At 74.4% G+C, this 13,572-nt stretch carries 10 protein-coding genes; 4 read left to right on the plus strand and 6 right to left on the minus strand.

What is annotated here, in order from left to right; translation table 11 throughout:
• The first annotated feature begins 46 nt into the window (after positions 1-46).
• Positions 47-2,206 carry an HWE histidine kinase domain-containing protein gene (locus tag E2C05_RS35180; RefSeq protein WP_133221703.1) on the plus strand — a complete coding sequence of 720 codons (2,160 nt, stop codon included), beginning with the start codon at positions 47-49 and terminating at the stop codon, positions 2,204-2,206.
• A 68-nt stretch (positions 2,207-2,274) separates the two neighbouring features.
• Here the strand turns inward: E2C05_RS35180 and E2C05_RS21500 are convergent, their stop codons facing one another.
• The 4 genes from E2C05_RS21500 to E2C05_RS21515 form a co-directional block, all read right to left on the minus strand.
• On the minus strand, positions 2,275-3,030 hold the full coding sequence (locus tag E2C05_RS21500) for an SIR2 family NAD-dependent protein deacylase (protein ID WP_200306067.1): 756 nt from the start codon (positions 3,028-3,030) through the stop codon (positions 2,275-2,277).
• A 62-nt stretch (positions 3,031-3,092) separates the two neighbouring features.
• Positions 3,093-4,688: a GMC family oxidoreductase gene (locus tag E2C05_RS21505; protein ID WP_133221704.1), complete on the minus strand. Its 1,596-nt coding sequence runs from the start codon at positions 4,686-4,688 to the stop codon at positions 3,093-3,095.
• A gap of 34 nt (positions 4,689-4,722) precedes the next feature.
• Positions 4,723-5,325, minus strand: a complete 603-nt coding sequence (locus E2C05_RS21510; RefSeq protein WP_133221705.1) for a DUF938 domain-containing protein — start codon at positions 5,323-5,325, stop codon at positions 4,723-4,725.
• Positions 5,326-5,386: 61 nt separating this feature from the next.
• On the minus strand, positions 5,387-6,349 hold the full coding sequence (locus E2C05_RS21515) for a tripartite tricarboxylate transporter substrate binding protein (protein ID WP_158292281.1): 963 nt from the start codon (positions 6,347-6,349) through the stop codon (positions 5,387-5,389).
• Between the two features lie 422 nt (positions 6,350-6,771).
• Between E2C05_RS21515 and E2C05_RS21520 the strand changes: the two genes are divergently transcribed.
• Positions 6,772-8,457, plus strand: a complete 1,686-nt coding sequence (locus E2C05_RS21520) for a hypothetical protein (protein WP_133221707.1) — start codon at positions 6,772-6,774, stop codon at positions 8,455-8,457.
• 275 nt (positions 8,458-8,732) lie between these two features.
• On the opposite strand, the gene E2C05_RS21525 is transcribed toward E2C05_RS21520, so the two are convergent.
• On the minus strand, positions 8,733-8,999 hold the full coding sequence (locus tag E2C05_RS21525; protein ID WP_133221708.1) for a hypothetical protein: 267 nt from the start codon (positions 8,997-8,999) through the stop codon (positions 8,733-8,735).
• Positions 9,000-9,160: 161 nt separating this feature from the next.
• On the opposite strand from E2C05_RS21525, the gene thrC reads away from it, so the two are divergent.
• Together thrC and E2C05_RS21535 are read left to right on the plus strand one after the other, a co-directional pair.
• Positions 9,161-10,570 (plus strand): threonine synthase, encoded by a 1,410-nt coding sequence (gene thrC, locus E2C05_RS21530; protein ID WP_133221709.1) that lies wholly within the window; start codon positions 9,161-9,163, stop codon positions 10,568-10,570.
• A 791-nt stretch (positions 10,571-11,361) separates the two neighbouring features.
• A complete protein-coding gene (locus E2C05_RS21535; RefSeq protein ID WP_158292282.1) occupies positions 11,362-12,048 on the plus strand; it encodes a PEP-CTERM sorting domain-containing protein in 687 nt (228 codons plus the stop codon).
• A 162-nt stretch (positions 12,049-12,210) separates the two neighbouring features.
• Here E2C05_RS21535 and E2C05_RS21540 read toward each other — a convergent pair whose 3' ends face one another.
• Positions 12,211-13,395 (minus strand): multidrug effflux MFS transporter, encoded by a 1,185-nt coding sequence (locus tag E2C05_RS21540; protein ID WP_200306774.1) that lies wholly within the window; start codon positions 13,393-13,395, stop codon positions 12,211-12,213.
• Positions 13,396-13,572: the final 177 nt, after the last annotated feature.

A 13,572-nucleotide genomic window follows, 5' to 3' on the forward strand; every position in this document is an offset into this window, starting at 1 on the left:
CGGCCGCGCCGGCGCCCAGCCCGCGCCCCGGGGGCGCCGACCGCGCGTGAGGCCCGCCGCCATCCGCCTGCAGAAGGCCATGCTGGCGACCGCCGTGCTGGTGCCCGCGCTAGTCTTCGCCGCCGCCGGCTGGTGGAACCGCGGGGAGGTGCTGCGGGAGGGCAGCGACGCGGTGCAGCGCACCGCCACCATCATGGACGAGCACACGGCCAAGGTCCTCGACACCGCGGACCTGCTGCTGGCCCGCGTCGCCGACCGCATCGCCGGGCTGGACGACGCGCAGGTGGCGACGCCGGCCACCAGCGCCTTCCTGCGCGCCGCCATCGCGCCGTTCGAGCAGTTCGTCTCGCTCTGGGTCTCGGATGCCAACGGCCGGGTGCTGGCCGGCAGCCAGGCCTGGGACCCGGCGGTGTCCCTCGCCGACCGGCCCTTCTTCCAGGAGCAGCGGGAGCGGCGGGCGGGCGGCGCGCTGGTGAGCGCCGCCTTCACCGGCCGGGCGACCAACCTCGCCTCCTTCGCCATCAGCCGCCGGCGCATCGATGCCGAGGAGGGCTTTGCCGGGGTGATCCATGTGGCGCTGAGCCCCGACTACTTCACCCGCTTCTTCGCCGAGGCGGCGCCGCCCTTCCGCCATGCCGCCGGGCTGTTCCGTGCCGATGGGTCCATCCTCGCCCGGCATCCGACGGCGGCGAGGCCGCGGGACCGGCTGGGCCCGGACAGCCCGCTGCTGCTGCGGATGCAGCGCGGGGAGGCGCGCGGGCTGATCGCCGAGACCTCCACGCTGGATGGCCGCAGCCGGCTCTATGCCTTCCGCAAGGTCGGGACCTGGCCGGTCTATGTCGGCTTCGGGGCCGATGCCGATGCGCTGCTGGACCAGTGGCGCAGCAACCTGCTGGCCTATGGCGCGGTGGCCGCGGCGGCGGCGCTGACGCTGCTGCTGGTCTCGGTGCTGGCGCTGCGCCGGGCGCGGGCGGCGGAGGCGGCGGAGGCGGCGCTGGCGCGGGAGGCGCTGGCGCGCGCCGCGGCCGAGGCGCGGCAGGCGGCCGAGGCGCATTTCCGCGCGGTGTTCGAAAGCCGCGCCATCGGGCTTTCGATCTTCGACGCCGAGAGCGGCGTGACGCTGCAGGCCAATGAGCGGTTGCTGGAGATGACCGGCGGCACCCGCGCCGCCTTCGAGGCCGGGACCTGGGACTGGCGGCGGGTGACGGCGCCCGAGCACCTGGAGCGGGACGACCATGCGATCACCGAGGCGCGGGCGCGCGGCTGGTGGGACCCCTATGAGAAGGACTATGTCCGGCCCGACGGATCGCGCCTGCCGGTGCGCCTGTCCTCCGCGCCGCTGCCGGGGGAGCCGGGGCGGCTGGTGGTGCTGGTGCAGGACATCTCCGAGCAGCGGGAGGCGGAGCTGCGCCGCGACCTGCTGATGCGGGAGGTGGACCACCGTGCCAAGAATGCCCTGGCGACGGCGCGGGCGGCGCTGCGGCTGACCCGGGCGCCGACGCTGGCGGAGTTCGTGCGGGAGGTGGACGGGCGCATCGGCGCGCTGGCCCAGGCGCTGGCGCTGCTGTCCACCACCCAGTGGCAGGGCGTGCCGCTGGAGGCGCTGCTGCGCGGGGAGCTGGCGCCCTTCCTGGCCGCCGGCGGCACGCCGCGGGCGGAGCTGCGCGGCCCGGCGGTGAGCATCGCCGCCGCCGCGGTGCAGCCGCTGGCCATGGCGGTGCATGAGCTGGCGACGAATGCGACGAAATACGGCGCGCTGTCGCGGCAGGAGGGCGTGCTGCTGCTGACCTGGCGGCTGACGGCGCCCGCGCCCGTGCCCGCGGCGGAGCCGCCAACATCGTATCCGGCGGAGCCGCCAGCATCGTATCCGGCGGAGCCGCCGGCATCGTATCCGGCGGAGCCGCCGGCATCGGGTCCGGCGGAGCCGCCGGCATCGGGTCCGGCGGAGCCGCAGGCATCGGATTTGGCGGAGCCGCCGGCCGCCTCCGCGCCACCTGGCGGGTGGCTGCTGCTGGAATGGCAGGAACGCGGCGGCCCGCCGGTGACGGCGCCGCCAGCCGATCGCGGCTTCGGCACGCGGGTGCTGCAGGCGACGCTGGCGCGGCAGCTGGGCGGCACGCTCACCCTGTGCTGGGAGATCGAGGGGCTGCGCTGCGAGATCGCGCTGCCGGCGGCGCGCGTGCTGGCCCCGGCGCCGGCGGCGTGACCGGCTGCCGCCGTCGAGGACCCTGAACGGCCCGCGTGGCCGGAAGGCCGCGCAGGCCGCCCCTTGCGTCAGTTCACGCCGACCGCGCCGCCCAGCACGTCGCCGATGCCGTCCTGGATCACCAGGTCGGCGATGCCGTCCAGCGGCGTCTCCTGCCGGTTCACGATCGCCAGCCCGGCACCGTTGTGCTTGGCCATCTGCGGGAAGCCGGCGGCGGGATAGACCACCAGGGAGGAGCCGAGGACCAGGCAGAGATCGGCGGCCAGCACCGCGGCCCGTGCCCGCAGCATCGGTTCCTCCGGCATGGCCTGGCCGAAGCTGATGGTGGCGGTCTTCAGCAGGCCGCCGCAGGCGCGACAATCCGGCACCGCGTCGGTCTGCGCGAAGGCGGCGTGGATATCGGCGATCTCGTGCCGCGTGCCGCAGGACAGGCAGGTGGCGTAGGTGGTGTTGCCGTGCAGCTCGATCACCTGCGCGTCCGGGATGCCGGAGGCCTGGTGCAGCCCGTCGATGTTCTGGGTGATGACGGCGTGGACCTTGCCCTCCCGCACCAGCCGGGCCACCGCCCGATGGCCGCGGTTCGGCTCGGCGGCGCGCATGGTGGGGTCGCTCTCGAACCGCCGCCGCCAGGCTTCGCGCCGCGCCTCGGGCGAGCGCAGGAAGTCGTCGAAGTAGATCGGCTTCATCTTCTCCCAGGTGCCGGTGCCCGGGCTGCGGAAATCGGGGATGCCGGACTCCGTGCTGATGCCCGCGCCGGTGAAGACGACGACGCGCTTCGAGGCTTCCAGCATCGTTCGGAGGGAGGCGATGTGTGTGGTCAGCACGCGCTGAAAACTCCCGGAAAACGAAGGGGTCCGGGGAAGCGTCTTCCCCGGGATTTCCTTCTTTACGCCCGCGCCTCCTCGAGGATCATGGCCGCCGCCTTCTCCCCGATCATGATCGTCGGCGCATTGGTGTTGCCCGTGGTCAGCGTCGGCATGACGGAGGCGTCGGCGACGCGCAGCCCCGCGACGCCCCGCACCTTCAGGCGGCTGTCCACGACGCTCATCATGTCCTCCCCCATGCGGCAGGTTCCGACGGGGTGGTAGATGGTGGTGCCGTATTGCCGGTTGAACGCCAGCAGGTCGTCATCGGATGCGGCGCCGGGGCCGGGCAGGATCTCCTCCACGCTGTGCCGGGCGATGGCCGGCTGGGCGAAGATCCGCCGCACCATGCGGATGCCGGCGGCCAGCAGCCGGGCGTCGGACGGCGCCGAGAGGTAGTTGGGCCGGATCGCCGGCCGGGCGAAGGGGTCGGGCGAGGTGGCCATGACCGTGCCGCGGCTGTCCGGCTTCACCGGGCAGATGGCGCAGGTCATGCCCGGCGCCGTCTCCAGCACGCCGAATTTCCCCGCGGCATAGCTGGCCGGGGTGAAGAGCAATTGCAGGTCGGGGCTCGCCAGGCCTTCGCGGCTGCGGGCGAAGACCTGCGCGGTGGTGACGCCAAAGGTGAGCGCGCCGCGGCCGAGGGCGAAGAAGCGCGCCACCTCCCCGACCAGACGCGCGCCACGCGCCAGCTGGTTGGTGCTGAGGCTGTCCTTCACCCGGTGCTGCACGCGGGACACATAGTGGTCCTGCAGGTTCAGGCCGACCTGCGGCAGGTCCCGCAGCACCGCGATGCCGAGCGGCTGCAGGTGATCGGCGGGCCCGAGGCCCGAGACCTGCAGCAGGTGCGGCGAGTTCACCGCGCCGCCGCACAGCACCACCTCCCGTTTCACGTGGATCGTCCGGAGCGTTCCGCCCTGGCGGTACTCGGCGCCGGTGCAGCGCGTGCCGTCGAACAGCAGGCGGGCGACCTGCGCGTCCGTCTCCACCCGCACCTTGCCCCTGGCGCGGGCCAGGAAGGTGCGGGCGGTGGAGCCGCGCCAGCGGCCGAGCCGGGTCATCTGCGAATAGCCGACGCCCTCCTGCTCCTGCCCGTTCAGGTCCTTCCGGAAGGGGTGGCCGGCCTGCTGCGCGGCTTCGACGAAGCGGTGGGTGAGGGGGAGGATGGTGCGGTAATCCTCCACCTGCAGCGGGCCGCCGCGGCCGCGGTAGTCCGGGTCGCCGCCCTGCACGTAGTGCTCCGACCGGCGGAAGAAGGGCAGCACATCGGCATAGGACCAGCCGCGGCAGCCCATCTGCGCCCAGATGTCGAAATCGGCGGGGTTGCCGCGCACATAGAGCATGCCGTTGACGGAGGAGGAGCCGCCCAGGGTGCGGCCACGCGGCCAGCGGATCTCCCGGCCGTTCGTCGCCGCCTCCGCCTCGGTCGTGTAGCCCCAGTTCACCAGGCGCTGGTTCTGCAGCAGCTTCAGCATGCCGGCGGGGATGTGGATCCAGGGATGCCGGTCCTTCGGCCCCGCCTCCAGCAGGGTCACGCGCTCCCCGGCCTCCCCCAGCCGCGCCGCGACGACGCAGCCGGCGGAGCCGGCGCCGATGACGAGGTAGTCGGTCTCATCCATGGATGCGGTTCCCCCCGCCGGGGAGGGTGGCGCATCAGCCGGCGCGGCGGAAGACGAGGGCAAGGTTGTTGGCCGGCATCTCCGTGACCTCGGGCGGGCCGAAGCCCTGCGCCGCGGCGGCCTCGGCCACGTCCTCCAGGTTGCGCACGCCCCAGCGCGGGTCCTGGGCGCGCAGGCTGGCATCGAAGGCGGCGTTGGAGGGCGCGGTATGCGCGCCGCCCCGCCGGTACGGGCCATAGAGCACCAGCGGCCCGCCCGGCGGCAGCAGCCGGGCGGCGCCGCGCAGCAGGCCGAGCCCGGCCTCCCAGGGCGCGATGTGGATCATGTTGATGCAGAGCACGGCATCGGCGCGGTCCGAAGGCCAGGCCGCGGCGGCGGCGTCGAGGTCGAGCGGCGGGCGGATCGTGTTGAGCGTCGCCTGCGCCGCCCAGGCGGCGATGCTGGCCCGCGCCGCCGGGTCGGGGTCGCTGGGCTGCCAGATCAGGCCGGGGAAGTGCGGCGCGCAATAGGCGGCATGCTCGCCGGTGCCGGCGGAGACTTCCAGCAGCGTCCCGGTGGGGGGCAGGACGCGGCGGAGCACGGCCAGGATGGGGTCGCGGTTGCGCGCGACGGCGGGGGCGGAGCGGCGGGGGTCCATCGGGCGGGGCAGGGTCCTCGGCCAGGTCGGCGGCGCAGGATGCGCGCGGGCCGGGCCCGCGTCACTCCATGGCCAGGCCTGCCCTCGCCACCACCGGCCGCCAGGCCGCCTGGAAATCCAGCACCAGCTGGCGATAGGCCGGCGGGTCCAGCGGCTGCGGCGGCGGGGTCAGGCCGGCCGCGCGCAGCCGCTGCGCCACCTCCGGCTGGGCCAGCATCTCGTTCGTCGCGGCATTCACCCGCGTGACCAGCGCGGGCGGCAGGCCGGCCGGGCCGCTCAGCCCCATCCAGCTGGTCGCGGTCAGCGGGCCGAAGCCCAGCGCGGCGAAGGTCGGCACGCCCGGCAGCCCCTCATCCGGTGCCGGCCCGCTCAGCGCCAGGGCCCGCGCCTGGCCCGCATGCAGGGCCGGCATGGCGCTGGACAGCGGCACCAGCAGGCTGTCCACCTGGCCATTCGCCAGGTCCTGAAGGGCCGCGCCGGTGCCGCGATAGGCGACATGCGCGAGCCGCGCCCCGGTGAGGCGCGCCAGCGTCTCCCCCTGCAGGTGCTGCAGGCTGCCGACCATCGGGCTGCCATAGGTCAGGCCGCGCGCCCAGCTCCGCCCGGCGCGCAGGTAGTTCTCCAGCGCCGGGAAGCGGCTGTTCGCCGGCACCAGCAGCACGGTCGGCGTCTCCGCCACCAGGGCGATATGGGTGAAGTCGCGGTCGGCATCGTAGGGCGGCCGGTCCACCAGCGGCGCCATCCCCAGCGGCGCGGTGTCGCACAGGCCGAGCGTCTGGCCGTCCGGCACCGCCCGCGCCACCGCCTCGGCGCCCGGGATGCCGCGGCCGCCCGGGCGGTTCTCCACCAGGATGGTGCGGCCCAGCGCGGCGCCGAGCGGCGGGGCGATGATCTGCGCCGTGGTGTCCGCGCCGCTGCCGGCGGCGAAGGGCACGATGAGGCGGAGCGGCGGCGGCCCGCGCAGGACCTGCGCGGCGGCAGGGCGGGGGAGGAAGGGCAGCAGCAGGGCGAGGCGGCGGCGCATCGGCGGTCTCCGGGCGCGGCGGACGGCGGCCCCTTGGGTGGCGTGTCCTGGCTGTGGCGCATCCTGGACCATCCGGCGGGCGCCCGGACAGGCGCCGGATGGCCAGGGCGGGTCGGCCCCGGGCGGCGCATCCTGGCGGAGGCGGCGCCGCCCGGTCTTGTCCGTCCTTGCGGTGGCGGCCGGGCGCCGCGATGCCAGCAACCCGCCGCGGCAGCCCCGCGCCGCGGGATCGCCGCCGGCCACAACCAGTGGGGGTGCGGCCGGTCAAGTCCTGCACCCGGCCGAATCGATCCGACCGGGATGTGATCATGCCCTCCCGAGGGCTTGTGTGCCGCGTGGCGATCATGCGGCCTAGGAAGGCCGGCACACCCGCCGGCAAGGGGTCTGGCCGGGTCTGGCCGCGCGGGGGGCAGGGATTCCGGATGCTGAGAGTCGTGGCGCTGGCGCTGCTCGGGCTCGTCTTCGGCCTCGCGCTGCTCTCCATCGTGCTGGGCGTGCCGCTGTATGGCGCCATGCTCGGCCATGACGCGGATTTCGCCGTCAACGGCGTGCACATGCTCAGCGCCTCCTGGGTCGCCGGGGAATTCTGGCCGCGCTGGATGATCGACACGAATTACGGGCTGGGCGGCACAACCTATTATTCCTATCCGCCGATGGCGCACTGGTCGGGCGCCGCCATGTCCCGCCTGCTCGGGCTGAACGCGGCGGACGCGGTGTCGCTGACCATGGCGCTGTGGCGCCTGCTGTCGGTGCTGACCGCCTGGCTGTGGCTGCGGCGGCATGTCCCGCCCGGCGCGGCGCTCTGCGGTGCCGCCTTCGCCGCCCTGCTGCCCTATGCCGCGCTGGTCAATCCCTGGATCCGCTTCGCCTATGCCGAGACGGCGGCGGCCGCGCTGCTGCCGCTCCTCCTCCTCGCCATCGAGCGCGCGGCGGATGGCCGCAGGTCGGAAGGCATCGCCGGCCTTGCCCTGGCCTATGCCGCGCTGGCGCTGACCAACCTGCCGACCTGCGCCCTGGCGGCGCATCTCGGGCCGCTCTACGCGCTGGGCTATGCCGGGCGGCGCGGCCTGGTCCGCACCATCCTGGGCGGCATCGCCGGGGCGCTGCTGGCGGCCTGCTTCCTGGTGCCGGCCATCGGCCTGCTGCGCTACGCCAATGCGGCGGATGTCTTCAACCCGCTCTGGCGCTTCAACATGCTCGGCTACTCGGCGCCGTCCCGCTACGTGCTGGTGGTGTGGGGCAGCGGGGTGCTGATGGCCGGGCTGGGCGCCTGGCTGCTGCCGACGGCGATCGGCCGCGGGTTCGGGCCCCCGGGCGGCTGGCCGGGCCGCTGGCAGGTGCTGCAGCGGCGCGGCCTGCCGCGGGCGCTGGCGCTGCTGGGCGCTGCCGGCTTCCTGCTCTCGACCGTCGTCGCCCTGCCGCTGTGGTGGGGGCTGCCGCAGCTTTCGGCCACTGAGCATCCCTGGCGCACCTATGGCCATCTGGTGCCGGTGGTGGCCGGCCTGGCGGCGCTGGCGGTCGCGCGCGGGTTGCGGCCCGGCTGGCTGCTCGCCATCGGCGTGCCGTTGGCGCTGCTGCCGCCCGCCTTCCTGCTGGCGCGGGTCAGCCTGGGCTACCAGGGCTGGCAGCATTTCCTGCCTTCGGCCGAACGCCTGGCGATCGCGCATGAGCATTACCGGGCCTATTCCTGGGAACACCTGCCGGCCCCGGCGGCGGCGGCCGGCTGGGCGACCATCGCCGGCGGCGGCGCCGAGCCCTATGCCCGGCCGGAGGAGCCGCCGGGGACGGAGCGGCTGACCAACGGCTTCCGCATCCCGCATGCCGTCGCGCCCTTCCGCCTGCCGCAGTTCTGGTTCCCGTCCTGGGAAGCACGGGACGCGCTGGGCGAGGTGCCGCTGCGGGCCAGCCCGGAAGGCTTCCTGGAAGTGGCGGCGAACCGCCCGGTGAACGACCTGGTGGTGCGCATCCGCCCGACCCTGCATGAGCGCGTCGGCTGGCTGGTGACCCTGGCGACGGCCGCGGGGCTCCTGCTGCTGCGGCTGCAGCGGGCGGCGCGGGCCTGGCGCACCGCGCAGCCGGCGGGGCCGGTTCCCTCGGCCGAAGGCTAGGGCGGCACGCGAGCCCGCCCGGACCGCAGGCGGCGTCGGAGCGCCGCGCGGATCCGCGCCGGCCGCGATCCGCGTCCCCTGCCCGCAGGCAGCATCGCGGGCGTGGAGGATGCGATGCGAGGGCCGTGTGCGCCGGGGGCATCGCGGTCCGGCCGGCGGTGCGGCGCGCCCTACGGCAGATCCCGCTCAGGCAGACTCACCCGAGCGGGTGAAGAGGCGCGTGGACCCGAGTGACGAGAGCGGTCGCCGCCAGCCAGGGCGAACGGAAACCGTATCTAGAGCGGGCAGTCGCGCGCCGGGATCAGGTCGGCGAGGACGAGCAGCTTCCAGATCGCCTTCACCTCCTCCTCGGCCAGGCAGGCGGGACGCGCCTTGAAGGCGTGCATGTAGTCGTTCATGCGGACCACCACCTGGCCGCAGCGGCCGGGGGCGACATCCGCCCCGGCCGCTTCCAGCGCCCCGAACACCGCGGCCCGGTCGAGATCCTGCGGCATGGGCCGGGCGAAGATCGCGTGCAAGAGAAGCCGGTCCTGTCGGTTCATGCGCGTGCGCGCCTGTGCCTACCCGGCCGTCATGCTAGCCGGCGGTATTCAATGCCGCAACAATTCGGTATCGAGGCAAATGCCGCGCCGCCATGTGGCCGTGGCCGGCCCGTGGTGCCGCGTTCACCTGCGGCGGCAATCCGCTGTAGGGTGCGCGCCCCATGCGCTACCTCAGCACCCGCGGCCAGGCCGCGTCCCGCGACTTCGAAGGCGTCCTGCTGGCCGGCCTGGCCGAGGATGGCGGCCTGTTCCTGCCCGCCGCCTGGCCCAGCCTGTCGCCCGCCGAATGGCGCGCGCTGCGCGGCCTGCCCTATCCGCAGCTCGCCGCCCGGCTCATGCAGCCCTTCGTCGGCGATGCCCTGACCCCCGCGACGCTGCTGGGCATGACGGAGGCCGCCTACCGGGGCTTCGGCACGCCGGCCGTTGCGCCGCTGGTGCAGCTGGACCACCGGACCTTCGCGCTCGAGCTGTTCCATGGCCCGACGCTGGCCTTCAAGGACATGGCGATGCAGCTGCTGGGGCGGCTGTTCGACCATGTGCTGGCCCGGCGGGGGGAACGCATCACCATCGTCGGCGCCACCTCCGGCGATACCGGATCGGCCGCGATCGAGGCCTGCCGCGACCGCGCCGCCATCGACATCGTCATCCTGCACCCGGAAGGCCGCACGAGCGCGGTGCAGCGCCGGCAGATGACCACGGTGCTGTCGGACAACGTGGCGAACCTGGCGGTGCAGGGCAGCTTCGACGACTGCCAGGACCTGGTGAAGGCCATGTTCTGCGACCAGCCCTTCCGGGAGGAGATGCGGCTGGCCGCCGTGAACTCCATCAACTGGGCCCGCGTCGCGGCGCAGATCCCTTACTACGCCTATGCCGCGCTGAGCCTGGGCGCGCCGGACCGGCCGGTGGCCTTCAGCGTGCCCACCGGCAATTTCGGCAATGTCCTGGCCGCCTGGGCGGTGCGGGAGATGGGGCTGCCGGTGGAGCGCCTCATCATCGGGTCCAACCGCAACGACATCCTGGCGCGCTTCCTGGCGGCGAACGACATGTCGGTGCGCGGCGTGGAGCCGAGCCTGTCGCCCAGCATGGACATCCAGGTGAGCTCGAATTTCGAGCGGCTGCTGTTCGAACTGCTGGGGCGCGACCCGGATGCGACGCGCGAGATCATGCGCCGCTTCCGCGCCGAGGGCCGCATGCCGGTGCCCGACGCCGCCTGGACGCGGGCGACCGGGCTGTTCCACGGCTTCGCCCTGGACGATGAGGGGACGCTGGCCGAGATCCGCCGGCTTTGGGAGGGGCAGGGCTACCTGGCCGACCCGCATACCGCCATCGGCACCGCCGCCGCCCGCGCCCATGCGCCGCGCGACCCCGGCATCCCCGTGGTGGTGGCGGCCACCGCGCATCCGGCAAAATTCCCGGATGCGGTGGAGCGCGCGACCGGGCTGCGGCCGCCCCTGCCGGCGCGCCTGGCGGATCTCTATGCGCGGGAGGAGCGGTTCTCGGTGCTGCCGCCGAGGCTGGCCGCGGTGGAGGATTTCGTCCGGGCGCATGCGCGGCGCAACCGCGTAGGCTGATCCCGGGGCGCCGAGGCCCTGCCGCCGGGAGGGCGGCGACGCGCCCCGGCGGCGCGCCGGTCGGGATGATCGCATCGGTCGGCAATCATGCTGGTCGGCATGAGGGCCGCTACTGACGACGGCGTGGCCGACCGCCACGCGGCGATGGCCAGCGGCCGGGCCGCCTTGCCGGGCGCCTGGCGCGGGCGCGTCGCCACGCCGCCGCCGCCATGCACCGGACAGGCCCGGCGCCCTGACCCTGCCGGCCCCGCCTGCGCCGCCGGGATCGACGGCAGGGCGGTGCGCCACCGCCGGCCCGGCCATGCGATGCGGTCGCATGGCCTCGACCCTCGCGCGGCCCGCATGGGCCATCCCGCGGATGGCGAGGGCCCGGCGGGACGGTCCGCGCCAGGCGGCGGCCGTGGGATGCGCCCCGCCGCGCCGGCCGCAGGGGGCTGCGGCCCCGGCGCGGGTGATGAGTCCGCGCCCGTCGCCCCCTGTCCGCCCGGATCGCCGCCCCCCGCCCCGGGGCCCGGCAGCCGTGGCCGACGCACGCCGCAGCGGCGGGGCGCCCCGCCCGGCCTGCCGCCAAACTCCAGGTCTGGTAATAATTCCGTTCTTCGCGAGCAGTACAGATAAGTCCTGCTCCGGAACTACCCGTCCCAATACTTTACGCTCTTCGACCTCAACGCCGCGTGTTGGCGGCAAGTGCTTGATCTTCCTGCGGCAAGCGCCCTGGCACGATTATCGCAATCCTCGATATCGCAGGCTGCAAATCCTCAAGTGTCTGCGAGAACTCAGGGATGATCACGATGACCTTCAAGCTTCCGATGCTGTTCGCAACCCTCGCGCTGGCGCTCTCGGCCGGGACGGCGCTGGCGGCGCCCATCGCCCCCGACAGCACCGTCAGCATCACCGGCGGCATCCTGGGCCTGCCGGGCGGCAAGATCTCCAACGCCACGGGCCTCGATTTCCTGAACTTCGGCGTGGCCGGGACCGCGGGCGGCACCATCAGCCTGAACGCGCCGTCCACCGGCACCTTCGGCCCGCTCTTCACGCTGGCCGGCTGCCCGCTGGCGGCCTCGGCCGGCGGCTGCGGCACCATCACCGACCTGCCGGCCGGCACGATGCCGATCGCCAGCAACATGCCGATCAGCCTGCCGATCACCAACTTCTACACCATCACCCAGGCCGGCCGGACGCTCAGCTTCGACCTCACCGCCATCACCGACGTCTCGCGGATCAGCGCCGGCCTCACGACGCTGTCGATCTCCGGCTCCGGCACCTTCCGCCTGGCCGGCTATGATCCGACGCCGGGCATCTTCACCCTGACCGCCCAGGGCAGCGGCGAGACCACCTTCTCGGCCCAGGCCGTGGCCGGCACCGTCCCCGTCACGGTCCCGGTCCCGGAGCCGGCCTCGCTGGCCATCCTCGGCATGGGCCTGCTCGGCCTCGGCATCGGCATGGCGCGCCGCAGCCCGCAGGCCAGCGCGGCCTGAGCGGACCGGCTGCGGATTGCGGGACGGGGCGGCCCGGGCCAGGGGCCGCCCCGGATCCATCGATGGCCGGGCGGATGCGTGCGCGGCGGCGGCCCTGCCGCGCCGCCATCCGCCCGGGCATCCGACCTTCGGCACCCCCGGGGCCGCGCCGCGGGGCGCAGGTCAGGCCGCGCCGCCCCGCCGGCCTTCCCGCGACAGCGCGATCCAGAAGGTGATCTGGGCGCAGGCCCCGGCCGCGAAGAGCACCGCCGCCGCGGACAGGGCCTGGTCCTGGCCGAGCCCGGCCAACGCGCTGCAGGCCGCGCCGACCGCCATCTGGCAGAAGCCGTAGAGCCCCGCCGCCGAGCCCACCACGCGCGGATTGACGCTGACGGCCTTGGTCAGCGCCGCCGGGCTGGCCATGCCGACCCCGACGGTGAACAGGATCATCGGCCCGACCGCGAGCCAGACCGTGAGTTCGCCGGCCAGGACGACGCCGAGGAGAAGCGCGGCGCTGAGCACGCTCAGCAGGTTGGCGCCGACCATCAGCCGCTCCGTCCCGATCCGCCCGACCAGCCGGCCGATCAGGAGGTTGCCCGCCGCCATGCCGAGGATGAGCAGGGCCAGGTAGAGGCCGACCTCGTAGTCGGGGCGATGCAGGTCGTTGACGAAGATGAAGGGAGCCGCGGCCACGAAGGCGTACATCGAGGTGGTCGCGCAGCCGCCGCCGATGGCGTAGCCGAGGAAGACCGGCGAGCGCAGCAGGCCGAGATAGTCGCGCCGGAGCGACGCGAGGCTGGACCCGGCCGGTCCGGACCGGGTCTCCGGCAGCAGCCGCCAGGTCAGGGCCAGGTTGGCCAGCCCGAGCGCGGTGAGCAGCAGGAAGATGGAGCGCCAGCCGAGGCTGGCGCTCAGCAGGCCGCCGAGCAGGGGCGCGAGGCCAGGCCCGGCCATCATCATCAGGGTCAGCAGCGCCAGGCGGCGCACCACATCGTCGCCCTGCGCCGTGTCGCGCACCATGGCGCGCCCCAGCACCAGCCCCGCGCAGCCGCCCAGCGCCTGGAAGAAGCGCGCGACGAGCAGCGCCGGGACGCCGGGCGCCCAGGCGGCGGCGACGCCCGACACGGTGTAGATCGCCAGTCCCAGCATGAGCGTCGGCCGCCGCCCGAAGCGGTCCGCCAAGGGGCCATAGACGAGCTGCCCGATCGCCAGCCCCAGGATGTAGAGGCTGATCGTCATCTGCATGGCCGCGACGCTGGCCCCGAGATCCTTCGCCGCATTCGGCAGGGCCGGAACGAACATGTGCATGGCCAGCGTGCCGCTGAAGGTGATGAGGACCAGCAGCCAGAGCGGTGGTTCATGCTGCATGACGTTTCCTGACATCGAGCGCCCTTTGCCGGTCCGATCCTGAGCCGCCGGGATGGTGGAGCAGCCGCCATGCCGGCGGTACCCGGCCCCGCCTTGCGGCGGTTGCCACGGCCGGGCTGCGGCGCGGCGCCGCCCGCGCGCCAGCCGCGTCCCGGGGGCGCCTGCTGCGCCGCGCCG

Source organism: Paracraurococcus ruber, assembly GCF_004353985.1.
GTDB lineage: Bacteria > Pseudomonadota > Alphaproteobacteria > Acetobacterales > Acetobacteraceae > Paracraurococcus > Paracraurococcus ruber.